Genomic DNA, 24,646 nt, shown 5'->3' with positions numbered 1-24,646 from the left:
TTACTAATTCATAGTTCTACTACTAATATACGGTCGCCCTTACTGGGCGGCTGGGAAGTAACCAGGAACTCAACGTCTTTATCAGATTTATTTAGCATTTGATGCGGAACGAGCGGCTGGACCTCTTTTCCCTCCTGTGAATTAAGGGTATATTCAACGCCGTCAACTTCCAGCGTAGCCGTACCGGACAGCACAAAGAAAAATTGCCGGGACTTCTCATGATAATGCCTTACTTCAGCTGTATCCGCCGGCATCCGCTCATGGATGATACTAAGCTTTTCATCCTGGACTAAATGCCAACCGTCACATCCATCTCCCCAAATATAGTGCTCTGCATTATGTTTACTTACTTTCATTTGTAGTTCTCCTTTCTATGTATGCCTCATTTACCGCAGTGCGGGCGGCGCCGGTTCCCCCTTAGGGTGTGGCACCGCCCTTCCTTTATCCGTGTTTTAAAAAGTCGCTTATTAGCATGTCTATGATTTAATAGCATTCTATTGTGAATTTTTCATATGTTGAAATTTTGAAAATTAGATCGTTGTTGGTGTAAAAGGTTGGCCATTCCTGCGGTATCGTTGATTTGAAAAACCTGTGCCTGCTTTCCCGGAACTAGCGAATGGATATATGGGATCATTTGTTCCCATGCAGCAATTGCTGCAATATTTCGCGTTTTTTGCAGTAATTCAAGATCCTCCGGCCTTCTGATCAGCACAATTTTCGGGTAAGCTTCTTGCTTGAATCCTTCAACAAGAACGTAATCGTAACCGGAAAAACCCCTAATCAGCTCGGATAAGCTGCTGCCCCGTTCTTCAATAATAGACGTTCGTGCCGGACTTGTAATGGCAACCGCCATGGCGCCGGCCTGACGCTGTTTCCATGTATCGGTCCCGGGATGGTCCATGTCGTATTCATGCCCGTCATGCTTAATAACTGCCACGCACTTCCCTCCCTGCTTGAGTAAAGGGATAAGCGCACAGACCAGTGATGTTTTGCCGCTGTTCTTATAGCCGACGATCTGGCAGACAGCCGGTTTACTCAATGCGGCCCGGTCGTTGTCGCTTCCCGGAGTTGCAGTCGGACTTATACTCCTTCTCTGCACTCCGGAGACGCGCCGACTAGAGCTCTTCTGCAGACGCAGCCTTCCTCTCCCGGTGCTGTTATTCAAGTGGCGCATCAACCTTCCCCCTCTCATTCCTGCCCGCGCAGTTCGCCCGGCAGCTTCAGCACCTTCACCTTGTCCCCGGTTTTTAATCCGCGTGCTTCCGGCGGAACAACAATCAGACAGTCACTGTCCTTAATGGTTACCATGACGGAGGATTCATCAATTACCGCTGGATAGGCATGGATCATCCCGTCTCGGATGACCAGTCTGGCGCGTACAAACCGGGTATAGTTATTAACCCTGCTATAGTCCGTACCCATAAAAGCGCTCATTTCCGGCAGTAACGGCTGATCCGCTCCCAGCATCAGCGAAATGACCGGCCGGGCAAACAGGTGGAAGCCTACAAAGCTGGCTCCGGGATTACCCGACAATGCAAGCAGCAGCTTGCACCGCGTACAGCAGCCGTAGTGACGCTTCCCGGACGCATCGTAACCTTGTTGAACAGCATTTCCCCGCTTTTTTCCCGGACCAGATCCCCCATAATATCGTAATCACCGACTGAGACTCCTCCGGTCGTAATCACCAAATCATAGTTCTCCAGTGCCATCTGCACCCTGCTGCGGGCCAGCTCCAGATCATCAGCAATCGTGCCCAGCATTACCGCCTCTCCACCGGCTTCTCTTACCAGCGCTTCTAGCATCGGGGAATTGCTGTTGCGGATTTTTCCCGGCTGCAGCGGTTCATCGATCTCCAGCAGCTCTGTCCCGGTGGCAAAAACAGCAACCTTCGGCCGCCGTTGCACCTTTACCACCGGGAACCCGAATGCGGCCAGTACGGCAATATCGCCTGCAGCAATGGTTCGTCCGGCCGGCAGGACTAGCTCACCTTCCTGTAATTCAAAGCCAACCGGGGTAATGTTGCTGCCCGGCTGCTGCGGCTTACGGAGGCCCACATAGGTTTTCCCGTCATACTCTCTGGATTCCGTGATTTCGATCATGACTACAGTATCTGCACCCTGGGGTACCTGTGCCCCGGTCATGATCCGCGCTGCCGTTCCTTCCTTTATCTCCGCAGATGCTACTGCTCCGCACGGAATATTGTCTATTACCTCCAGCCATACTGGCTCCCCGGCATTACAGGACAAAGTGTCCGCTGCCCTAAGCGCATAACCATCCATCCCTGAACGGTTGAACGCCGGAAACGGATGCGGTGCACGGAGCTGCTCCGCCAGAACACGTCCGCAGCATTGGCTTAGCGGCACCTCTTCAGTACCAAGCGGCTTGGCATATTCCATAACCCGTGACTGAGCTTCCTGTACCTGCAGCGCTTTGCGCTGGAATTTCTGATCTGCCTTATCGCGATGTCTGTCCATGTATACCTCCGTTAACCATGATGATTTACTTACACTATAGTAACATGGGGCGCTGTAAAGTTAAATTTGCTGTCATAAAGCATATAAAATGCAAAAAAAGGACGCCTGCGCTGAGCCGCACAGGCATCCTATTCTTTATATTCACATATACTTTGCAGACCGTTTGAGCTGTTCGAACTGCTCCTGCGTCAGCTTCTCTTTTCCCCTGTAATGGTTCAGAATTTGTTTAGCAGTGAATTCAGGCGTCTCCTGAACTTTCTTTTCTGTCATGTCCGGATCGAAAATCGAATTAACCGTTGCCCCTTTAAACACATTTTTGGCGAAAATTTTGAGCTCATCCAGCTTGCTCTTGCCTTCAGCCATATTAAATGCCTCCTTAGGTATAAGTGAGTGATTCTTAAGTCGCCCGGATGACCCGGACATCGCCCGGAATAATCTTTTCCCCTTCGTACAGCATAAACCGTCCGTTCTGCCACTCCACCCTCAGCAGCCGGTAATTATCAGACTGGTACTGCCAGACATGCTGGGTTCCCCCGTTCATATAAGGAGTCTGGCCTGTAACTGCAGCATAGCCCTCGTATTCTTCCTCCAGGTAAAAGGTATAATCATCCAGCTCCAGGGTTGCCGGCACCTCAGCCGGATTGTCCAGACGCCCATCTATAGGCTCGTAAAGCGCATATTGCAGCTGCTCTCTCTCCTCCACATGCAGATATGCGATCCGGCTGCCGTCGCGCAGCGTCAGAACGACTGCATTCCGTCCGCTGGTCATCGTCCGTCCGGTTACCTCGTAGGTAACCAATGAAACCTCGCAGATATCCCCGGGCGCAAGATTCAGCATACTTTTGGGTGCTTGCGGTGCCGGAGGCTTGGAGAAGATATTGCCGATTCTTTTCCAGATGCTCACAATCCATCATTCCTTTTGAAAAAGATATTAGTACCTTCCATCGTTGACCCGTCCGCTTATCCCCGGATAAATGCGGCGATAATCAGAGCCCCGTTCAGATGCAGGGAGCCCGCCAGCAGACCGTAGCCGATTTTGCCAAGCCGGGTTCCATGATCCAGATCAATTTTGCCCCATCTGCCAAGCAGCAGCTCCACAGACTTCTCTACTATAAACAGCAGCCAGAATGAGACGATGGATACGACGAGTGCGTCTCCCAGACTGCTTGAAGATGCAATGGAACACGACAGGATATAGCCCTGTGCCAGCAGTTTGAGCAGAAAACGGGCTGTCACCGCCATGTTGCCTGCCTTTAACTCCTCCAGATCGTTATAACGGGTAAACAGCGAATCCACGAACATCAGTGCAAACAGCAGCACTGCGCCGCTCACCGTCCATACAACCATGGATACCAGAGTATGGAAATCCATTCCTTTAGCCCCCGCTTGTTCATTTTTCCTGACCGGTACAATAAGCATAGATAAGGCGAAGGAGAAACGCTTCAGTCTCTCCTCCGCCTGTAGGCACCGGCCAAGAAACCGGTGAACTCTGCTATATTACTGCTTGTCGTACTGCTTCATCAGTGCTGCTAATTCATCTTCAACAGCCTGATCTTTGCCAAGCTTCTCGAATTCGTCGTCCAGCGATTTGTTGCCGGAGTTCATTTCGTTGCTGGCTTCAGCCTGTGCTTCTGCGGCGAGCATCTTCTCCTCCATGCGCTTCAGACCGGCTGACGCCGAATCGGAGCTGAATCCGCTCATTGCTTTGTTGATCTCAGTCTGTGCCTTAGCAGCGTTGTAACGGGCAACAAGCGTCTCCCGCTTGTTCTTCATCTGGGTAAGCTGCTTGCGCATTTCATCCAGCTTGGCACGCAGATTATCAGCAGATGCCTTGTTCTGGTCAAAGCTTGTTTTGTATTCAACCAGCTTGGCTTCGGCAGATTTCTTCTCTTCCAGCGCTCTGCGGGCCAGATCAACGTTACCGGCCTGTGCGGCAGTGTGGGCCTGCTGGTTACGCTTGGCTACAAGCGCCTCCTGCTCTTCATACAGCTGCTTGAATTTCTTCTCAATGGCAATCTGGGCGGCTACAGCCTTCTCGGCATCCTCCAGATCCTCGGTCATGTCACGGATATATTGATCGGTCATCTTGATCGGGTCTTCAGCCTTGTCAATAATTGCATTAACGTTGGACATGGTCAAATCACGCAATCTTTTAAAAATAGACATGGTTCATTCCTCCAAAATAAAAGTTAACTGCTCATTTGGTAACTTATACGCAGGGAGTGCAGATATCGTTTCATTTTTGCTCTGCTAAATATTGATCCACTTTATTATTAACAATTCTGACAACCTGCATTATACCTTCTTTACTCAGATTGTCATAATGGATACCCATTACCACTGTAACCGTCCGGTTTAATGCAGCCGCGGCTCTGAGTGCAATATTCTCGCTGATCGTATGCTCCTTATGGTGGGGAACTGCCGTTGTCGATGCACGGACAGTTCCGCCGTCAAGATAGGCTGTGCTTGAAGCACCGATATGACGGACACCGCCGGTAATGAGCAGCAGCAGATCATTACCGACATCCGTAGCTGACAGCTCAATATCCTCAAATCCCGCATCTTCCAAAGACAAACTGATCCCTCCCTACCTTATATTAACCCCGGTACATACCAGTATCTCAGTAGGGCAAGAATTCTAGACAATTCCGCGTATCTCATCAAGTGATGTGATACTCTCCTCCAGCATGAACTGGTGCAGCTCTTCAACCAGCGTACTGCCGGCCCGCATGTTCATGAAATTGTAGGTACCTACCTGGACAACTGTTGCACCAGCCATTATAAATTCAATAATATCCGTGGCGGAGGTAATTCCGCCCATTCCGATCACAGGGATGGAGACACGGTGTGCTACCTGGTGCACCATGCGCAGTGCCACCGGCTTGATAGCCGGTCCGGACAGGCCGGCATACAGGTTATTGAAGACGCTGCGTCGGCGGCGGACGTCAATCTTCATACCGGAGATCGTGTTAATCAGCGACACGGCATCCGCACCTTCGGCCTCGCACATCTCCGCCATCTCCGCGATATCCTCGGCATTCGGGGACAGCTTCACGGCCAGCGGCAGACGGGTGGCAGCCCTCACAGCCCGCACAACCTCCCTCGCGGCTGGTGTCTTGACCCCGAAGGCGATACCGCCTTCTTTGACGTTAGGGCATGAGATATTGAGTTCAATCATATCAACGGCCTGCTTGCCCGCCTGCGCCCGCTCATCGGCATCACGCTGGATCAGCTCTGCACCCAGTACATAATCCGGCAGGGTATTTCCGCCCAGGTTCACGATACGTGCTGTATCCAGGGTCTCCCAGTAAGGCAGCTCCTTACTCAGAAATGCCTCCACACCCGGATTCTCCAGTCCGACGCTGTTCAGCAGCCCGGAAGGGGTCTCGTAGACGCGGATTCCCGGATTTCCGGCCTTGGCCTGCAGTGTAAGGCCTTTGCCGGAAATGCCGCCCAGCATGGAAACATCATACAGCTTGCCATATTCCTTGCCGAAGCCGAACGTACCCGAAGCCATTACGACCGGGTTCTTGAAATGAACGCCAGCGATTGTCGCTGTAGTATTAACCATAGTATTAATCATGGAAAACAACCTCCTCGGCAAGGAATACAGGGCCGTCAGCGCAGGCTTTGCGCTGGCCGTCAAGACAGGACACACTGCAGACCAGACAGGCGCCGATACCGCAGGCCATCCGGTTTTCCAGTGAGAGGTAGACATTAGGACGTCTGCCAGCTGTCCCCGCTGCGGCCCCCTTCATCTGTGCCGCCTTCAGCATCGGCTGCGGGCCGCAGACAAAAATATGGTCATAGCTGTTAAAATCCACGCTATCGAGAATCAGTCCGCCGACATCAACGGTAAGCTCTGCCGCGAGCGGCCGGAAGGCTTCTGTCCGGAAGGCCTCTCTGCTGAAGCCCAGATATACATCACTGTCGGGAAGCTGCCGGGCGCAATAATACAGCGGTGCAATTCCGATCCCCCCGCCGATCAGGGCAATCTTCCCCTCCACTTCAGGGAATCCGTTGCCGAAGGGTCCTTCCAGCTGAACCTTATCTCCCGGGTTCAGCTCCGCAAAAATCTCGGTCCCCTCACCTACAACGTGGTACAGAAATTCCACACCATCATCGTTCACTTGATGTATGCTAAGGGGCCTTGACAGCAGCGGATAGGCTCCCCATGCCCGCAACATGTAGAATTGACCCATTTTACCGCCGTAATCTCCCTCCACCCGAAGGTGGTACACTCCATTAGCCAGCCGCTCGTTACTTATTACCGTCGCCACGTTATCAAGCTCCTTCAAATTTTATCTTATTAACCATGCCTTAGAAGGAGCTTAAAATCTGTGACATACTTCACAATATTAACGATCTATTTTCTTTTCCACACACCGCGTTCATAAGGTACCGGCACATTTGCTTTATCTACACCGCCAAGCGCCTCCTCAGCATGCAGCGTCCAGTAAGGATCACTGAGCATTCCTCGGCCAATAGCTACCAGCTCTGCCTTTTTCTCCTCAATAACAGCCTGTGCTTCCTTGTAATCATCCAGCTTGCCGACTGCAATTACCGGTATCTGAAGCCCGCTGCGGATATGCTCTGCAAGGTCAACCTGATAACCTGGTCCGGCGTTAGGGACCCCGCCCGAACCAATCGGCCCTTCGCCGCCCGAGGAGACATGGAACATGTCCACTCCGGCAGCCTTGTAACGGCGGCAAAATTCCAGCGCATAGGATTCATCGTAACCCCCTGCCACATATTCCCTGGCCGATACCCGCATGATCAGCGGCATCTCAGGAGGAAGGACTTCCTTAACAGCCTGCACCACCTGTTCACCGAACAGGATCGGGTCCGCCCCGTATTCATCATCTCTGATATTTGTAAGCGGCGAGTGGAACTGGTGAATCAGATAACCGTGCGCACCATGCAGCTCTACCGTATCAAAGCCGGCCTCCACTGCCCTTCTTGCTCCCTCACGGTAAGCATTAATCATCTCAGCGATGCCTTCTGCACTCAGTGCCTGCGGCGTTTTGGAGCGTTCATCAAACGGAATGGCCGAAGGGGCAACAGGCGGATTGGCATCAAGCGCTTTGCGTCCCGCATGACCCAGCTGAATCGCAATCTTGGCTCCATAGGCATGTACAGTATCTGTTATTCTGCGGTAAGCCTCGATCTGCCCGTCGTCCCAGATTCCCGTATCTTTATTGGTGATCCGCCCATCCGGATGTACGCCGCTCATCTCTACAATAATGAAGCCGGTACCGCCGACCGCCCGGCTGACATAATGTACGAAATGCCAGTCACCCGGCACGCCGTCTTCCTGTACAACTGCATATTGGCACATCGGCGGCATGACTACCCGGTTTTTCAAAACCAGCGCTTTAATTTCATATGGCGTAAACAATTCAGACATTTCCGTCCCCTTCTTTCACTGAGCTATGTTTGTTGCCCGGGTTAGTCTCCCGAATAAGCTTAGTATACACGGATTTTTGAAGGTGTTGTAATTTTGTCCGCCGGACAGAAGCCCGGCATAAATCCGCTGCGGGCGGGGGATAACAAGAGAACCAGTCATTGGCTGAAGGCTGTTTTATAAGGAGGCAATGCGGCATGGAGCATCTGCTTAGGTACAGAAAATTATATATTCTGCTCTGTCTGCTGATCTGGGCTGTTGCTCAAGGCTCTCTCCCGCCTGCAGCAGCTTCCGGAGTTTTATTAGCACAGGCGCCCGGCACCGGACAACAGCAGGAAATGAAAGAAAAACCGGAGCAGTCCGTCCCCGCCGGCTCTGCGCTCCAGGCCGCAGCCCGGCGCAACAAGCGCAGTAAGAGCAACAAGAGCCTGACCCTTAGCCAGCTGATCCGCAAATATCCGGAGACCATCCTCACACAAGGGCCGAGAACCCGAATGATTGCGCTGACCTTCGATGATGTGCCTGACCCGAGGTTCACTCCGCAGCTGCTGGATGTTCTCCGCAAATATCAGGTCAAGGCTACATTCTTCGTCGTCGGCAGCAGGGCTGAGAAGCATCCTGAGCTTGTTAGCCGGATTATCCGCGAAGGCCATGTTATCGGTAATCACTCCTACAACCATCCGGAATTCGGCAAGCTGGGCATGAATGAATTCCGCACCCAGATCATCCGTACTGAAAATATCATCTCGGCACTCGCCGGTTACAAGCCGCGCCTGATCCGGCCTCCTTACGGGGATATCAGCGAGGCGCAGCTTAAATGGGCCAAGTCACGCGGCTACAAACTGGTTAACTGGAATGTAGATTCTCTGGACTGGCGCAGTCTGCCCAAGTCACAGGTCAGAAACAATATTGTGGCGCACGCTGGCAAAGGGGCCATTATTCTTCAGCACGGAGGCGGAGGTAAAGGCAGCAATCTGCAGGGCACGATCCAGGCACTGCCCGAGGTGATTACCATCATGCGCAAAAGAGGCTATATCTTCGTTACTGTGCCTCATATGCTGCAGGTGTCTAAAAACAAATAAAAAACGGATACCTTCCTTTACAGGTCGGTATCCGTTTTGTTTCAGAGAGGATATATACTGCTGGTCTAGTCAATGATAAACAGGTTTACATACTGATATCCGAATTCTGCTACTGAGCTCTGGCTGCCCGGTATAAATATATCGATCCGGTTGCCCTTTATGGCGCTGCCTGTATCCGTTGCCGTGGCCAGGAAGGCCATCTTGGGCAGCCCCGGGTGTGAGTGGCCGGTCACCAGAACCTTGGTGCCAAGCGGGATGACGCTCGGATCAACAGCTATGGTTCCGAGCTTCAGCGGATTACCGAAATAATCGACGGCGCCCCATACACCATTCTCGCTTGCCGCAGACGAATAGGCGGAGGCTTTGACCTGGATCACTTTTTCATAGCTGAATGCCTTGCCCCATGCCTCTACAGTATTTGAAGCAGACTCAACGTTCAGGCTGGCTGTGATAATGGAAGCCTCGGAGACGGCGGATGCTTTCATCGAGACTGTATCCTTGGGTGCTGTAATACCGGGGATGGTGAGGCTCAGGCCGGGATAAATATTACCCGCAGCTACATCCGGATTGGCATCCATAATTTCATTGATGTTTATGCCATAATAGTTAGATAGAGTATAATAAGTTGTAGTTGCGCCTGCAATATGTACGCTGTCTGCCTGAACAGGGGCTGTATGTAGCATTGTGCTGATCCCGAGAGCGGCGGCAAAAATGGCGAAAGCTTTGGATTTGTTCTTCATGTGTTCCTCCTTCAATAAGGGGGTGTGCAGGAATTTACCGTTCTCACACCGAAATAATTCTGGACCTAGTTACCTTTTTTGCCTGGCAGCTAAGATGCAGTATTTTGTTAAATGACAGTATCGAATATATCACAATTTTGTAACCTATGCCTAAGAAAATGTTACCATTCTGTTAGAATTACGTTTACAGCGCCAAAAAAAAACGAAAGCCCGCATGACGCCGGCAAAAATTTTACACAGAGTTAACATTTCTAGCTTTGGCAGATAGTAGAATAATAGAATAGGTAATAAATTTAGACCATTTAGACATTGAAGCATACTTGGAGGGTCAATCAACGTGAGTACAGAAGACAAAAAAAACATCCACAACAGCCCTGCTACCGCATATCTTAACCGTGATCTCAGCTGGATTGAATTCAACCGCCGGGTGCTGCAGGAGGCGCAGGATCCCGAGAATCCGCTGATGGAACGGGCTAAATTTCTGGCGATCGTGTCCAGCAACCTCGATGAATTCATCAGTGTCCGTGTTGCGGGAATCCAGGATCAGATCAGAGCAGGCTACACCAAAAAGGATTTTACAGGCTATACGCCTTCAGGCTTATACAAACGTCTGATCAAACGTGTCACCAAAATTATCGCCGACCAGTACCGCACCTTCCGCGACCTGTCCCGGAATCTGCACAAGGAAGGCATTGTATTCGTCAATTATGAAGACCTCACCCATGCGCAGGAGCAATCCGTAGAGGAATATTACCGCGATATTATCTTCCCGGTGCTTACGCCGATGGCCGTTGACCAGAGCCGACCGTTTCCGCTAGTGCACAGCCAGTTTATCTATCTTGCTGTCGTGCTGACCCGCAAGAACACGCAGGAAGAAGAGCCTTATTTTGCTATTCTGCAAATTCCGTCCAACCTGCCAAGATGTATTCCACTTCCCCACCGCTCCAACAGCAAAAAACGGCAGTTCGTGTTCATTGAAGACGTGATCCGCCATCATATCCAGACCTTGTTCAGCGGCTATGAGCCTGTCGCTGTTAACGAATTCCGCCTGACGCGCAATTCAGACCTGACTATTGATGAGGAAGGTGCGGAGGATCTGCTGGAGGAAATTGAAAAGGAGCTGCGCAAACGCCGCCGCGGTGTGCCTGCCCGGCTGGAAGTACAAAAAGGAATTCACCCTTATGCACTTGAGCAGCTGCAGGCTGAATTTGAACTGGAGGATTTCGTATTCGAGATTGAAGGGCCGCTTGATCTGGGATTCCTGCGGGGCTTTGCGGGCAGTCTGAAGGGCTTCAACTACCTGTTTGACGCACCGATTGAACCGCACTATCCAGTGGAGTTCGATGAGAACGAGGATTTCTTTGAGGTACTCAGAGAACGCGATGTGCTCGTATACCATCCTTATGAATCTTTTGACGCCATGGTCGATTTCATTACCCAGGCATCAGAGGATGAATCCGTCATGGCTATCAAAATGACGCTGTACCGCGTAAGCGGCAACTCCCCGCTGATTGCTGCACTTGCCCATGCTGCCGAGTCCGGCAAGCAGGTCACTGTCGTCGTTGAGCTGAAAGCCCGGTTTGACGAGGAGCGTAACATCGCCTGGGCGCGCAAGCTGGAGCAATCCGGCTGTCACGTGGTTTATGGACTTGTCGGTCTTAAAACACATGCCAAAGTAACGCTGATCGTCCGCCAGGAAGGCAACGAACTCCGCCGTTATGTACATGTAGGCACCGGCAACTACAACGACAGCACAGCCAAGGCATATACGGATCTCAGCCTGTTCACCGCGAATGATGAAATCGGGCTGGATGCTTCCGAGCTGTTCAACCAGATGACCGGATATTCTGCGAACTATAACTGGAATGCCTTTATCGTTGCACCGACCAATATGAGCCTGTCGCTGCAGAAGCTGATTCTGCGCGAAGCTGAGCATGCGGCCGCCGGCCGCCCGGCACGGATCATTGCCAAAATGAACTCCCTGTCCAACCAGGAGGTCATCGACAACCTGTACAGCGCAGCCCAAAGCGGGGTATCCATCGATCTGATCGTCCGCGGGGTCTGCTGTCTGCGTCCCGGTATAGAAGGGCTCAGCGAGCGGATCACGGTTCGCAGTATCGTTGACCGGTTCCTGGAGCACTCCCGGATTTACTATTTTGAGAACGGCGGCAAGCCGGAGGTGTACCTGTCCAGTGCAGACTGGATGACGCGTAACCTGACCCGGCGGATTGAACTGATGTGTCCTGTGAAGGACAGTGTCATCAGAAAGCAGATTGTCAAGGTTCTGGAAATGTCACTGAATGATAACGTAAAAGCAAGCTTCCTCCAGCCTAATGGTTATTATGAAAGCCCAGACGACAAAAAGGCCCCGTTCCGGAGCCAGTTCGCCGCTATGGATGTCAGCCGTTGGAAAGGTAGCCGAGCTTTATCTTCACCGCCCAAGCATTCCTGAACGCCTTCAGGGCGTTCTCAATGTCCTCCTGGCCGATAAGCACTGTTGTCGTACCATGCAACTCCAGATCTAGCGTTCCGCCGTGCAGGCGGACGCTCAGATCGCGGATAATTCCGATCTCCGTGCTATCCAGCGCAATGCTTAACTGTACAAGCGTACCCAGCTTATGAATTAGATTTTCGTCGGAAGCCAGCAAAATGTCCTTATGCGCCTGGGACAGTTTCTGCTTCGGCTTTTTGTGCTGTACGAGGCGATAAGGGCGCACAGTATCAGCTGGCGGTGGCTCAGCCCGCGGATCGGCGAATTCATCAGCCAGTAGCGGGTATGCCGCTTGGACTGGTAGTAATTAATGTTGGAGCCTGTGCGGTGCAGCATGACCGAGACATAGATCAGCATCTCCTGCTCTGCCCTGTCCCCGCCCAGCTCAAAGGCGCTGAATAAACGCCGGGCCAGCTTGTTGATATGATCGAGATGCTGCTTGGAGGTGTGTATGTCAAAGCGGATAATCCTGTCCAGGCTGAATGCAAGTGCACTGTCACATACCGGCTGCTCCGGCCGCAGCAGATCATGCAGCATGCCCTCACGCAGCCCTTCCCCGCTGATTACAGCCTGGCTTGCCTTAATATAGTGATATACCGTATGGAAAATAATCAGCCCGGAAACGATAATGTCCGCGCGGCTCTTGGACAGCCCGTCCAGCTCCTTGCGCTTCTCAAAGGGCGTGGCCGGCAGGACTTCCATGAACCGGTTGATCGTCTCACCGGACAAGGTATAGCCGTGTGAATTCGGCAGCGAATAATCCCGGTTTTTCTGGTCAAGCTTGCCCAGGGAGCGGAGGGTTCCACCCAGGCCGTATAGCGGCAGCCCTTCGCCCGTTCCCAGCCAGTCATGCTCGACCAGCCTGCCGGTCACATAAGCCTGGAGCTTCTTGACCTGCTCCGCGTTCCAGTTCCCGTTATGGCTGAACAGCAGATTTGTGTTGACCGCGCCGAACGGGAAGGAGATGCTATGCTGATAGCGGCGTCCGCGGAAAAGGGTAACCTCCGTGCTGCCACCGCCTATATCAATCACGAATCCGTCCTGTACATCGGAGGCGTTAATCACTCCCAGGAATCCGAAATAGGCCTCCTGATAACCGGTAATGATCTCAATCGTAATGGAAGAGGCTGAAGACAGATATTCTATGATCTCGGCAGAGTTGGCTGCATTGCGGATTGCTGCGGTTGCTCCTGCACGGATCTTCTCGACACCGAAGGCGCTGCAGATTTCCCTGAACTGGCGCAGGACCGGAATAACCGTATCCATATCCTTGCGCTCCAGTCTGCCTTCCTTCGTAATCTTCTCACTCAGGCGCGCAGAGTATTTACACTCTTTAATAATTTTGAAGCCGCCTTCCGGGGTCGTATCGTAGATTACGAGCCGGATGGAGTTGGAACCAATATCAATGATGCCAATCCGGCAAAGTTCATCTCTCATCTGTATGTACTCCTTTTCAAGTTGATTGGCCATTTGTTATACTATAACACCAATTGCCCTGACGCCAAAATTATATGTACTTAAATAAAAACGGCTTCCGGAGCATCTCCGGAGGCCGTTTTTGGATGATTACAGCACTTTGCTTAAGAAATCCTGGGTCCGGGCATGCTGCGGATTGCCGAATACTTCAGCCGGAGTCCCCTGCTCAACGATGTATCCGCCGTCCATGAACAGGATGCGGTCACCTACTTCGCGTGCAAAGCCCATCTCATGCGTCACGATAACCATGGTCATCCCCTGCTCAGCCAGCTTCTTCATAACCTCAAGCACCTCTCCGACCATTTCAGGGTCAAGTGCCGAGGTAGGCTCATCGAACAGCATCACATGCGGCTGCATCGCCAGCGCCCGCGCAATGGCAATGCGCTGCTTCTGTCCGCCGGACAATTGGGCCGGATACGCATCGCGTTTGTCTTCAAGCCCTACGGTGCGCAGCAGATCGACGGCAATCTTCTCCGCTTCAGCAGCCTGCTGCTTCTTTACCTTCAGCGGGGCAAGGGTAATATTCTGCAGCACCGACATGTGCGGAAACAGGTTGAACTGCTGGAACACCATCCCCATTTTCTCACGGGTCTGATTGATATCGTGCTTCTTATCCGTGATCGACTGGCCTTCAAAGGCGATCTCACCGCCGGTGGGCTCTTCAAGCAGGTTCAGACAGCGCAGGAAGGTGCTTTTGCCCGATCCGCTGGGGCCGATCACGACGACAACCTCGCCCTTCTTGATTTCAAGGTCAATCCCCTTCAGGATTTCCAGCTTGCCGAAATGCTTCTGCAAATTCTTAACGGTGATCATCGGTGTTCAGCCTCCGTTCCAGTATGCCCAGCAGCTTGGACAAGGTAAAGGTCAATACAAAATACATCACGGCAATGACAACCAGCGGTGTCAAGCCTTCATAGGTAATCGTCGTAATGGTTCTCGCCTGAAAGAGCAGATCCGCTACTCCGATCATCGATACGATGGAGGATTCTTTAATGATCGTAATAAATTCATTCCCGATCGCCGGAAGCACATTCTTGAGTGCCTGCGGGAGGACAATATAACGCATGGTCATGCCCTGCTTCATCCCGAGTGAACGCGCTGCTTCAACCTGGCCGCGGTCCACACCCTGAATACCGGCGCGGAAGATCTCCGCCAGGTAAGCCGAGCTGTTGATCGTAAGGGTAATCGCCCCGGATTGGATCGGAGTAAATTCCAGCCCGAATTCCGGCAAGCCGTAATGGATCAGGAATAACTGCACCAGCATCGGTGTACCGCGTAAAAATTCAACCCAGGCGGTTGCGATAAAACGCAGGATTCTCCATTTGGACATGCGCAGCAGCGAGACTATGATCCCCAGCACGAAGCCGAAGAACACCCCGAGCACTGCCAGCAGCAATGTATACTTCAGACCTGCAAAGAAAAAATTGCGGTATTCATAAGCCATATCAAAAATATTCATTTGACGGCAAAACCTCCTCTTCTTATCCTTTTCAAAAAAATAGAAAACAGCGTATTACCGCTATTTTCTACTTAAAGAGCATTCATTGCCCTGCGGCTGACTATACCATACAGATATGATGGCCGCACCGCAGGTTCTATCTTTTGGCAAAACCTTATTCGCTCTCAGCAAGCTCGCTTGCTGCCGCTACATACTCGTCAATCTTACCTTCGGAGTTCAGGCGGGTCAAGGTAGTATTTACTTGGTTAAGCAGCTCCGTGTTACCCTTCTTCACGCCGATTACATACCCATCATCCTCAACTTCAGGCTTGGCATCGGTAATTACAAGACCTTCCACGTTCTTCACGAAGGATTTAGCTACCGGACCTTCCATAATAGAAGCGTCAACACGGTTGGAGTTCAGCTGCAGGACGATTTCAGAAATTTTGCCCAGGGACGTCAGCTGTGCGCCTATAATACCTTTGGCAATTTCTTCCTGGATAGAACCGGTCTGGACACCGATTTTGGCGCCTTTCAGGGAATCCATTGTCGCAAATTTATCTTTGTCTGCTTCACGTACAACTACCGCCTGCTCGGCTTTGTAGTAGATATCGGACAGATCAACAGCCTTTTTGCGTTCTTCGGTCGGGCTAAGGCCGGAAATGACCATATCCACTCTGCCGCTGGACAGCTCGTTCAGCAGGGAGTCAAATGGCAGATCCTTAATCACAAGCTCTGCGCCCATATCGGCAGCAATATCCTTGGCAATGTCAATATCAAAGCCTACGATGGTATCTTTACCGTCGATTACTTTATGGAATTCGTAAGGCGGGAAGTCTGCACTTGTTCCCAGTGTCAGCGTCTTGGTAGCAGCAGCACCGGTGTTGCCTGCAGTGTTATCTGTTGAAGCAGCATTATCGTTGTTATTGCCGCAGCCTGCCAAAAGACCAACTGCAAGCAGCATTCCTAGTGAAAGTTTACCCCATTTTTTCATCTTTATATCTCCCCTATTCTCTCATTAAGTTATCTAGGTTGTCATGACCGATTTATTATAAATCACTGCGCATGAATATGCAAAGACATTTTTTATCATCAAAAGGTATTTTGACAGGAAAACGCTATCAGTTTGTTGACAGTCCCGGCGCTTTTGCACATTGCAGGAAAAGACGGGTATACTACTACTATCTCCAGCCGTTCACAAAATAACCAGACTGATTCAGAGCCAAGCTCAGGGTGGTAATATTTACCTGAAGCTGGCGACGCAAGCAGTTGTGTCTTAGGCGTTTATACCCACAAAACTAAATGTATGCTAGCAAAGCGGCTTTTGTGCAGTTTTGCACAAAGTGCCTCAGGACGGTTTATGCTCACAAAACTAAGCGGATGCTTTCGAAGTAAGTTTTGACGATGGGTCTCAGGCAGGTTATGCTCACAAAACTAAGCTGATGCTTTCGAAGCAAGTTTTGCACGAAGGATCTCAGGCAGGTTGTGCTCACAAAACTAAGCTGATGCTTTCGAAGCAAGTTTTGCACGAAGGGTCTCAGGCAGGTTATGCTCACAAAACTTTTAGGAGGTGCGATCATGCTGCTGGAAGCTATGTACCATGTGCCCCGTGACAAGTGGGCCTATGCTTACGATACAAAAACTATACATCTGCGTGTGCGCACCAAACGGGACGATGTGGACTGTGTTACAGCCCTCACCGGTGACAAATATGACTGGGACCATACCTTTTATGAAATTATGATGGAGAAGGCAGCCTCGGATGACAAATTCGATTACTGGGAATGTGCCGTCCGGCCAAAATACAAGCGGCTCTGCTACACCTTCCGCGTCAGCAAAGGTTCGGAAAATGTGTTTCTGCTGGATAACAGCATCCGTCCGGAATGTCCTCAGCCGCCCACCCATTTTTATGAATTTCCTTATATACATCAGATTGACCTGTTTCAGGTGCCTAAATGGGCCAAGGATGCGGTCTTCTACCAGATTATGACCGAGCGTTTCGCCAACGGTGATCCGGACAACGACCCTGAAGGCACTGAAGCCTGGGGCGGAAAGCCGGAGCTTGGCAATTTTTTTGGCGGAGATCTGCAGGGTGTACTGGATCATCTGGATGATCTGCAGGAGCTGGGGATCAACGCGGTCTATTTTACGCCTCTCTTCGTCTCCCCTTCCAATCATAAATATGACATTGTGGATTATAAAAGGGTCGACCCGCATTTCGGCGATAATGAGCTGCTGAAGCGTGTCGTCGAAGAATGCCACAGCCGCGGCATCCGTGTGATGCTGGACGCTGTATTCAACCATTGCAGTGACCAGTTCCCGCCGTTTCAGGACGTGCTGGAAAAGGGTGAATATTCCGTGTACAAAGACTGGTTCCATATGAATTCCTTTCCCGCTGAGGTTGTCGACGGTATCCCTACCTATGACACTTTCGGCTTTTTTGGCAATATGCCCAAATTCAATACAGCTAACCGTGAGGTCAAAAACTACCTGCTGGAGGTAGCGGAATACTGGATCAAGGAGATTAAGGTCGACGGCTGGCGGCTGGATGTGGCCAATGAGGTGGATCATCATTTCTGGCGTGATTTCCGCAAGGTGGTCAAGGCGGCTAACCCGGATGCTTATATCGTAGGAGAGGTATGGAGCGATTCCCTGACGTGGCTTCTGGGCGACCAGTTCGATTCTGTCATGAATTATCCGTTCTCCGGGACCGTGCTGGAATTTTTCAACGGCGGTATGGACGGCATCACCTTCGGTCACCGGATCGGCGGCCTGCTGATGCGTTATCCTCAGCAAACGAACGAGGTCGTGTTCAATCTTCTCGGCAGCCACGACACTCCCCGCCTGCTGACCGTGGTTGGTGAAGATAAGCGGAGGCTGAAGCTTGCGGTTGTGTTTCTTTTTACCTTTATGGGGACGCCCTGCATTTACTACGGCGATGAGATCGGCTTAACCGGCCATGAAGATCCCGACTGCCGCAAATGTATGGAATGGGACAAGGCCAAGCAGGACCGTGAGCTGTATGATTTCTACCGGATGATGATTGCTCTGCGCAAGCAGCACAAAGCTCTGCGGGAAGGGCGTTTCCGCATCCTGCTGGCCTGTGAGAACGATCCCTGCATTGTGTACGAGCGGGCTGACGAGAGAATCCATTTTACAGTATGGATGAATAACTCCCCCGCTCCCCGTACGCTCAGCCATCCGATGGAGACAGACGACTGGCAGGATGCGCTGACCGGTGAAAGAGTCGCACCTGAGGAAGGAATGATGCATATCTCACTTGATCCGTACGGCTACCGGATTCTATGCAGGAATCTGGAGCAGTATCTGGTCTGAAACGCATATGCACATGCGGGTAGTGTTATTTTATCGGAGGGATAAGTTGTGTCGCAGTTTAGTGCAAACGATTTTCAGGAGCTATACTTGCAAAAAGGGCAGCTGACGCAGGCGGAAGCCTTCGCCTGGTTCGATCTGCTCGAAATTGTGGAGATGGACCAGATGCGGGGCAGATGGCGCGGCAGCGAGCTTCCATCTGGTCATCCTATGGATGGCCTGCTTCACTTGACCGGCTGGTACGGAAAAGAGTTCTTGGACGCTGAAACTGTACATCCTCTCCTGTTCGAAAAGCGTAATGGCCGGCTCTTCTGCGTGAATCCCGGGCTGCTCCCGCTAACACTGCCCTTTCAGCTTATCCCCCGGCGGATAGTCAGCCCCCTCTTCAGGCTGGTTTCACCGCTAATCAGGACCGGTTCAAGCAAAGCCCGGCTGCGGATGATCGGCTACCGGGAAAAGCTCAGTGCCTCCATGGTCTATGACCAGAAGGCGATTATCGACCATTTCTGATTGATGAGGATACGCTGCTTGGCGTGATGGATTTTAAAAACCAGCATGAGCTGGGTTTCTTTTTTATTTTGCGGAGGGTGACGGGGTAAAAAGCTAGTGGTTTGCCCAGAAAGCGAGTTGTTGGCTGACAGGCGGGGCTGCTAGTGGCATAATGGACGATTGGTACTTGATAGATGGATAGTTACTGACAGTGATGCTCACTAAGTTACTTATAGGTGGGGGCTGCTGGTGGCTGGTTGTAGCCTGAAACGGGTCCGGTGAAAGATGACGAATTTTTGTTAGTCTGTATAATGGCATATACCAATTAGTTTGTATAATGACAAATAGTAGATGTATGCAAACGACCAAGGAAGCAATGAAGGTAAGCTGTCGTAAGACAGCTGTTTTATTAGGAACGTCGCCCTTTTGGCTTTTTTTCCAGTTTGGTTAGTATTAAGAGCAATTTTTCCTTTTATTTTGGCCATTTCGCCAGTTGGGCGGGAATCAAGAGCATTTTTGCCCTTCATTTTGGCCTTTTCGCCAGTTGGGCCCAAATCAAGGGCATTTTTGCCTCTCATTTCGCTCATTTCCTCATTTGGCCTGAAATCAAGGGCATTTTTGCCCTTCATTTCGCTCATTTCCCCATTTGGCCTGAAATCAAGGGCATTTTTGCCCTTGATTCTAAATGTCTGCCCCTGGAATAGCTCGCGTTAATTGAATCCCCCCTAACACCCTCTCCTCCCCACCCTGTCGAGCTGTAAATAGAGCCCAAACACCAAAAACACTCCGTAAAGCTCAAGGCTTTGCGGAGTGTTTTTGGTGTACTGCCTTTTATACAGCGGGACTCTTTATTCACTAATCTTGTTGTAAATATCCATATACTGCTGGGCAGAAACATTCCAGCTGTAGTCACCGGCAAAGGCATTTTTGGTCACCTTTTTCCAGTGTTCCGGCTTGTGGTAAAGCGAGACAGCCCGGCGGAGGGTGAACATCATATCATGGGCATTGTAATCCTTAAAGGTGAAGCCGTTCCCCTCACCCGTCTCTTCATTGTAGGACTGGACGGTGTCGTTCAGCCCGCCTGTCTCGCGTACAACTGGAATACTGCCATAACGCAAGGCGAGCAGCTGGCTGATTCCGCACGGCTCGAATTTGGACGGCATCAGGAAAATGTCGCTTGCCGCATAAATTTTGCGGGATAATGCATCATTGAACAGGATCTGTGACGACAGCTTGGTCGGATAACGCCACGCCGCTTCACGGAACCAGCGCTCATACGACTCATCCCCGGTGCCGAGCAGAACGAACTGGATATCGTCGTAATACAGGATTTCGTCGAGTACCCGGGTCAGCAGATCAAGGCCTTTGGAATCAACCAGCCGCGTAACCATAGCTACCAGCGGAATATAAGGAGCAACCGGCAATCCCAGCTCCTGCTGCAGGCCGAGCTTGTTTTCGGTTTTTTTAGCCAGATTCGAACGGTATTTGGTATAAATTTTGTTGTCCGTATTAGGATTGTAGCTCTTGGTATCAATGCCGTTGACGATTCCGCTCAGGCTGCCTGCCCGGTAATTGAGCAGGCCGTCGAGGCCGTAACCGTAATACGGAGTCCGGATCTCTTCCGCATAGGTCGGACTGACCGTAGTGACATGATCGCTGTGGACAATTCCGGCCTTCATATAGTTCACGTTACCGTAATATTCCACACTGTCGAAATAGCTGTGATCCAGATCCAGCAGTTCACTTAGTACCGAATACGGGAATACTCCCTGATACAGCAGGTTATGGATCGTGAATACGGTACGCATACCGCTGTAGAATTCATCATGACGATAATGTGCCTTCAGCAGCAGCGGAATAACGGCAGCATGCCAGTCGTGGCAATGCAGCACATCCGGCTGAAAACCGATGGCCGGCAGGCACTCCAGCACAGCCCGGTTATAGAAGGCGAACCGCTCGCCGTCATCCATATACCCGTAAATGCCATCCCGGCCGAAGTAATATTCGTTGTCGATGAAATATACCGGGATACCGTCATATACAAGCCGCTCAACTCCGCAATACTGGTTGCGCCAGCCGACCGGCACGTCCACTACCGCTACATGCTCCAGCTCGGCAGTGTAAGCTTCGGGAATCCCTTTGTATTTTGGCAAAATAACACGTACATCTACCCCGGCTCCCTTCAACGCTTTGGGCAGAGCTCCAATGACGTCGGCCAGGCCTCCTGTTTTGATAAACGGATGGGCTTCAGCGGCAGCAAATAATACTTTCATGCAGATTTCCCCCTTAAAAGTACGGATTCTCTATTCCACAACTGCTTTGGGCTTGCGTCCTGCCTTCTTTAGAACCAGAAAGCTCAGCGGCGGGATCGTCAGCTCCAGGCTGTTCACCTGATTATGCCATTCTTTTTTGGAACTCTTCATCGGACCGTTATGGTAACCAGAACCGCCAAACTCAACGGTCTCCGAGCTGAATATCTCTTCATAAGTGCCCGGGCGGGGAACGCCGATCCGGTAATTCTTCCGTTCCACCGGCTGGAAATTGATAATAATAACCAGCGTATCAACGGGCTTCTTGCCCCGGCGGATATAGGAAAGCACACTTTGGCCATAATCATCCGCGTAGATCCACTGGTAGCCTTCCATATCGTGGTCCAGCTCCCAGAGCGCCTTCTCGTTTACATAGAGCTTGTTAAGCGCTGCAGTGTAAGCCAGCATCCTGCGGTGAGCTTCATAGTCCATCAACAGCCAGTCCAGCTGGTCCTGATCCTTCCACTCGATGAATTGTCCGAATTCACCGCCCATGAACAGCAGTTTTTTGCCGGGATGGGAGATTTGATAACCGAGCAGCAGGCGTAAGCCGGCAAATTTTTGCTCGTAGGAGCCTGGCATTTTGTCCAGCAGCGATTTTTTGCCGTGCACAACCTCATCATGGGACAGCGGCAGCGTATAGTTCTCAGAATAGGCGTAGGCAATCGGAAAGGTCAACAAATTATGATGGTAGGGACGCGCCCCGAAATCATGTTCTATGTAACCTAGCGTATCATTCATCCAGCCCATATTCCATTTGTAATTGAACCCAAGCCCGCCTTCGTGCGCCGGAGCAGTAACTCCAGGCCAGGCGCTGGATTCCTCAGCCATCATCAATGCTTTTGGATAATAGTGAAAAATTGTCTTGTTCAGCTGCTGAATAAACCGGATCGCTTCCAGATTCTCCAGTCCGCCGTTGACATTACGTCTGTACTGGTGGCTCTGCTTCTCGAAATCAAGACGCAGCATGCTTGTCACAGCATCCACCCGCATTCCGTCTATATGATATACATCGTACCAGAAAAGCGCGTTGGATATGAGGAAAGAAGTAATTTCCGGCTTGCTGAAATCAAAGGACAAGGTACCCCAGCCCGGCTTCTCGGCCAGCAGCGGATCGGCATATTCATACAGCGGAGAACCGTCGAACATTCTAAGTCCGTGTGCGTCCTTGGCAAAATGCGCTGGAACCCAGTCCAGTATGACACCTATTCCGGCCTGATGCAGCTGGTCGATCAGATACATCAGCTCCTGAGGCTCACCATAACGGCTCGTGGCAGCAAAATACCCGGTTCCCTGATACCCCCATGATAAATCATAAGGATGTTCGGCGAGCGGCATAAACTCCACATGAGTATAGCTCATCTCCACCAGATACGGGATCAGCAGATCGGCCATTTCTTTATAAGTATAGAATTCACCGTCTTCCTTCTGCTTCCAGGTGCCAAAATGCATTTCATAAATGTTCATCGGACCGTTATAAGGGGCCTTGTTTCTGCGTCTCCACAGATTGTCCCCCCACTGATAGCCGGTCAGATCCGCCACCACTGATGCAGTCGCCGGTCTCACTTCTGCTTTAAAGGCATAAGGATCCGCCTTCAGGAAGCTTTCACCGCCTGCTGAGATAATCCTGTATTTGTAAAAAGTTCCCGGCTCTATTCCCGGAAAAAAACGACTCCAAAATCCTGAATCGGGTATCTTAATTAATGAGTCCGCTTCCTGTGTTCCATCCCAGCCGTTATGATTACCAGCCAGTCCTACATATGTCGCATGAGGAGCCCACACGGTAAAGCGTACGCCCTTCTTTCCTTCTTCAGCGGCAATGTGCGCGCCCAGCATCATATAGCTGCGATAATTCGTGCCTTCATGGAACAGATAAATATCTTCAGTTGACGGGAGGTTTACTGTTTTTTGGATGTCAGGCAAATCATCACCACCTTAGTTGTATAGGATGCACCTATAACATTACCCGAATGTCTGTCTTTTGAAAATGCGTTTTAAGGAAAAAATAGGTTTTTTCTGAACGAAGAAAATAAATATGTAATTTTTACAGCAGGACCTCAATATATTTCACTTATGCCGTTTCAAGCGCTTGTGGGGAGTTTATATTACAAGCATTGACAAAAAAATGGGAGGGATAACAAATGAGTAAAAAAGAATGTGTCGCCATGCTGCTGGCTGGCGGGGAAGGCCGCAGACTGGCCCCCTTAACCACCACCATGGCAAAACCTGCAGTCCCTTTCGGAGGACAGTATAGAATCATTGACTTTCCCCTCAGCAACTGTGTAAATTCAAGCATCGATACTGTAGGGGTATTAACACAGTACGAAGCCAATTCATTGCATCAGCATATTGGGTCAGGTGAGCCATGGGGGCTGCATTCCAAACCTGATCAGGGTGTCAGACTGCTGCCTTCAGGTGTGGACGGACGGAGCACGTATACCGGGACAGCAGATGCCATCTACAAGAACATTGATTTTATCGACAGCCAAAATCCGGAGCATGTGCTGATCCTTTCCGCCGATCATATCTACCACATGGATTACCGCAAAATGCTGGATTACCATATCAGTAAATCCGCCAAAGCAACCATTTCGGTTATGGAGGTTCCCTGGGATGAAGCAAGCCGCTTTGGCGTCATGAACGTCAATGATGAGCTGAAGATTTCCGAGTTCGCCGAAAAGCCTAAGGTGCCTAAGAGCAATCTTGCCTCAATGGGCATCTATCTCTTTGAATGGGCCTATCTGAAGGAATATTTGCTGAATGACGCCGTTAATTCGTCTTCCAGCCATGATTTCGGCAAAGACGTGATTCCCGCCATGCTGGACAGCAACGACGATCTGTTCGCATACCGTTTCCAGGGCTACTGGAGAGATGTAGGTACGGTTGACAGCCTTTGGGAAGCTCATATGGATCTGCTGCAGGAGGATAACGGCTTCAAGCTAAATAATGCGGAGTGGCCGATGTACAGCCGGGCACGGCGCACGAAACCGGCGGCTGTTAAGCCCCGTATACAGGCTCAAGCTGACGACTGCCTGGTGAATGAAACCTGCCTGCTGGAAGGCAGCCTGCAGCGTTCCGTTATTTTTGGCGGCGTGGAGATCGGCAAGCTCAGCCGGATTCATCAGAGTATCGTAATGCCGGGGGTTTATATCGGCCGCGGTGTACTGATTGAAAATGCAATTATCGGTGAGGGTGCTGTAATTAAGGATGGAGCTGTGATCAAAGGCAGCCCTGACAACATTGTCGTTGTAGGCCCAAATGAGATTGTAGCCGCCAAACCGGTCATCCGAACACAGCCTTCCCGCCTGCTGCAGGAGGTCTATGAGAAGACAGGCAGACTGCGGGCTGAAGGACTCCCATCTTAACCCCAATCATTCCTTAATCATTTAATGATAAAAAGGGCTGCAATA

23 protein-coding genes and 2 pseudogenes are annotated in these 24,646 nt (G+C 51.0%); 5 read left to right on the top strand and 20 right to left on the bottom strand.

What is annotated here, in order from left to right:
- Positions 1 to 8 precede the first annotated feature (8 nt).
- The 11 genes and pseudogenes from AWJ19_RS15835 to AWJ19_RS15785 form a co-directional block, all read right to left on the bottom strand.
- Positions 9 to 356: a cupin domain-containing protein gene (locus AWJ19_RS15835; protein WP_068725099.1), complete on the bottom strand. Its 348-nt coding sequence runs from the start codon at positions 354 to 356 to the stop codon at positions 9 to 11.
- Positions 357 to 508: 152 nt separating this feature from the next.
- A complete protein-coding gene (mobB, locus tag AWJ19_RS15830; RefSeq protein ID WP_068725300.1) occupies positions 509 to 1,039 on the bottom strand; it encodes a molybdopterin-guanine dinucleotide biosynthesis protein B in 531 nt (176 codons plus the stop codon).
- Between the two features lie 149 nt (positions 1,040 to 1,188).
- A pseudogene (gene glp / locus AWJ19_RS15825) lies at positions 1,189 to 2,474 on the bottom strand (gephyrin-like molybdotransferase Glp).
- A 141-nt stretch (positions 2,475 to 2,615) separates the two neighbouring features.
- The gene (locus AWJ19_RS15820) at positions 2,616 to 2,837 is read right to left on the bottom strand and encodes a hypothetical protein (RefSeq protein ID WP_068725097.1); all 222 of its coding nucleotides are present in this window, start codon (positions 2,835 to 2,837) and stop codon (positions 2,616 to 2,618) included.
- A gap of 34 nt (positions 2,838 to 2,871) precedes the next feature.
- Entirely contained in the window at positions 2,872 to 3,378 is a 507-nt protein-coding gene (locus AWJ19_RS15815) for a DUF4178 domain-containing protein (protein WP_068725095.1), read from the bottom strand.
- A 56-nt stretch (positions 3,379 to 3,434) separates the two neighbouring features.
- Positions 3,435 to 3,845, bottom strand: coding sequence for a DUF350 domain-containing protein (locus AWJ19_RS15810; protein ID WP_068725298.1), 411 nt, complete (start codon positions 3,843 to 3,845; stop codon positions 3,435 to 3,437).
- Positions 3,846 to 3,971: 126 nt separating this feature from the next.
- Positions 3,972 to 4,640 carry a PspA/IM30 family protein gene (locus AWJ19_RS15805; protein WP_068725093.1) on the bottom strand — a complete coding sequence of 223 codons (669 nt, stop codon included), beginning with the start codon at positions 4,638 to 4,640 and terminating at the stop codon, positions 3,972 to 3,974.
- A gap of 70 nt (positions 4,641 to 4,710) precedes the next feature.
- Positions 4,711 to 5,049, bottom strand: a complete 339-nt coding sequence (locus AWJ19_RS15800; protein ID WP_068725091.1) for a hypothetical protein — start codon at positions 5,047 to 5,049, stop codon at positions 4,711 to 4,713.
- Positions 5,050 to 5,112: 63 nt separating this feature from the next.
- Positions 5,113 to 6,045 carry a dihydroorotate dehydrogenase gene (locus tag AWJ19_RS15795; protein ID WP_068725296.1) on the bottom strand — a complete coding sequence of 311 codons (933 nt, stop codon included), beginning with the start codon at positions 6,043 to 6,045 and terminating at the stop codon, positions 5,113 to 5,115.
- 4 nt (positions 6,046 to 6,049) lie between these two features.
- Positions 6,050 to 6,754, bottom strand: a complete 705-nt coding sequence (locus AWJ19_RS15790) for a dihydroorotate dehydrogenase electron transfer subunit (RefSeq protein WP_068725090.1) — start codon at positions 6,752 to 6,754, stop codon at positions 6,050 to 6,052.
- Between the two features lie 86 nt (positions 6,755 to 6,840).
- Positions 6,841 to 7,881 (bottom strand): NADH:flavin oxidoreductase/NADH oxidase, encoded by a 1,041-nt coding sequence (locus AWJ19_RS15785; protein ID WP_068725088.1) that lies wholly within the window; start codon positions 7,879 to 7,881, stop codon positions 6,841 to 6,843.
- A 194-nt stretch (positions 7,882 to 8,075) separates the two neighbouring features.
- Between AWJ19_RS15785 and AWJ19_RS15780 the strand changes: the two genes are divergently transcribed.
- Complete coding sequence (locus AWJ19_RS15780; RefSeq protein ID WP_068725086.1) at positions 8,076 to 8,960, top strand: polysaccharide deacetylase family protein; 885 nt, start codon at positions 8,076 to 8,078, stop codon at positions 8,958 to 8,960.
- A gap of 65 nt (positions 8,961 to 9,025) precedes the next feature.
- On the opposite strand, the gene AWJ19_RS15775 is transcribed toward AWJ19_RS15780, so the two are convergent.
- A complete protein-coding gene (locus tag AWJ19_RS15775; protein ID WP_068725084.1) occupies positions 9,026 to 9,700 on the bottom strand; it encodes a 3D domain-containing protein in 675 nt (224 codons plus the stop codon).
- A 337-nt stretch (positions 9,701 to 10,037) separates the two neighbouring features.
- Here AWJ19_RS15775 and ppk1 point away from each other — a divergent pair, with 337 nt between their 5' ends.
- Positions 10,038 to 12,152, top strand: a complete 2,115-nt coding sequence (gene ppk1 / locus AWJ19_RS15770) for a polyphosphate kinase 1 (RefSeq protein WP_068725082.1) — start codon at positions 10,038 to 10,040, stop codon at positions 12,150 to 12,152.
- Here the strand turns inward: ppk1 and AWJ19_RS34135 are convergent.
- The 5 genes and pseudogenes from AWJ19_RS34135 to AWJ19_RS15750 all read right to left on the bottom strand — a co-directional run bounded on the left by AWJ19_RS34135 (position 12,100) and on the right by AWJ19_RS15750 (position 16,099).
- Entirely contained in the window at positions 12,100 to 12,348 is a 249-nt protein-coding gene (locus tag AWJ19_RS34135; RefSeq protein ID WP_082707918.1) for a hypothetical protein, read from the bottom strand. The two genes, ppk1 and AWJ19_RS34135, sit on opposite strands and share 53 nt — an antisense overlap.
- Positions 12,324 to 13,628 carry a Ppx/GppA phosphatase family protein gene (locus AWJ19_RS15765; RefSeq protein ID WP_157890020.1) on the bottom strand — a complete coding sequence of 435 codons (1,305 nt, stop codon included), beginning with the start codon at positions 13,626 to 13,628 and terminating at the stop codon, positions 12,324 to 12,326. Before AWJ19_RS15765 ends, AWJ19_RS34135 begins: the two co-directional genes overlap by 25 nt.
- 129 nt (positions 13,629 to 13,757) lie before the next feature.
- Positions 13,758 to 14,480, bottom strand: a complete 723-nt coding sequence (locus AWJ19_RS15760) for an amino acid ABC transporter ATP-binding protein (RefSeq protein ID WP_068725080.1) — start codon at positions 14,478 to 14,480, stop codon at positions 13,758 to 13,760.
- Positions 14,467 to 15,132: pseudogene (locus tag AWJ19_RS15755) on the bottom strand (amino acid ABC transporter permease); the annotation flags it as partial. The gene AWJ19_RS15760 and the pseudogene AWJ19_RS15755, both read right to left, overlap by 14 nt.
- Positions 15,133 to 15,280: 148 nt before the next feature.
- Positions 15,281 to 16,099, bottom strand: a complete 819-nt coding sequence (locus tag AWJ19_RS15750; protein WP_068725077.1) for a transporter substrate-binding domain-containing protein — start codon at positions 16,097 to 16,099, stop codon at positions 15,281 to 15,283.
- 584 nt (positions 16,100 to 16,683) lie between these two features.
- Between AWJ19_RS15750 and AWJ19_RS15745 the strand changes: the two genes are divergently transcribed.
- Positions 16,684 to 18,441 carry an alpha-glycosidase gene (locus tag AWJ19_RS15745; RefSeq protein ID WP_068725075.1) on the top strand — a complete coding sequence of 586 codons (1,758 nt, stop codon included), beginning with the start codon at positions 16,684 to 16,686 and terminating at the stop codon, positions 18,439 to 18,441.
- A 48-nt stretch (positions 18,442 to 18,489) separates the two neighbouring features.
- Positions 18,490 to 18,948 carry a GXWXG domain-containing protein gene (locus tag AWJ19_RS15740; protein ID WP_198536578.1) on the top strand — a complete coding sequence of 153 codons (459 nt, stop codon included), beginning with the start codon at positions 18,490 to 18,492 and terminating at the stop codon, positions 18,946 to 18,948.
- A gap of 278 nt (positions 18,949 to 19,226) precedes the next feature.
- Here AWJ19_RS15740 and AWJ19_RS15735 read toward each other — a convergent pair whose 3' ends face one another.
- The 3 genes from AWJ19_RS15735 to glgB all read right to left on the bottom strand — a co-directional run bounded on the left by AWJ19_RS15735 (position 19,227) and on the right by glgB (position 23,159).
- Positions 19,227 to 19,556, bottom strand: coding sequence for a hypothetical protein (locus AWJ19_RS15735; RefSeq protein WP_068725073.1), 330 nt, complete (start codon positions 19,554 to 19,556; stop codon positions 19,227 to 19,229).
- A gap of 219 nt (positions 19,557 to 19,775) precedes the next feature.
- Entirely contained in the window at positions 19,776 to 21,200 is a 1,425-nt protein-coding gene (gene glgA / locus AWJ19_RS15730; RefSeq protein ID WP_068725072.1) for a glycogen synthase GlgA, read from the bottom strand.
- A 30-nt stretch (positions 21,201 to 21,230) separates the two neighbouring features.
- Positions 21,231 to 23,159 carry a 1,4-alpha-glucan branching protein GlgB gene (glgB, locus tag AWJ19_RS15725; protein ID WP_068725070.1) on the bottom strand — a complete coding sequence of 643 codons (1,929 nt, stop codon included), beginning with the start codon at positions 23,157 to 23,159 and terminating at the stop codon, positions 21,231 to 21,233.
- Positions 23,160 to 23,377: 218 nt separating this feature from the next.
- Here glgB and AWJ19_RS15720 point away from each other — a divergent pair, with 218 nt between their 5' ends.
- On the top strand, positions 23,378 to 24,601 hold the full coding sequence (locus AWJ19_RS15720) for a glucose-1-phosphate adenylyltransferase (RefSeq protein WP_068725068.1): 1,224 nt from the start codon (positions 23,378 to 23,380) through the stop codon (positions 24,599 to 24,601).
- Positions 24,602 to 24,646 lie beyond the last annotated feature (45 nt).

This window comes from Paenibacillus sp. DMB5 (genome assembly GCF_001517085.1).
Taxonomy (GTDB): domain Bacteria; phylum Bacillota; class Bacilli; order Paenibacillales; family Paenibacillaceae; genus Paenibacillus_AQ.
This window is presented reverse-complemented; position numbering and strand designations above follow the sequence as displayed.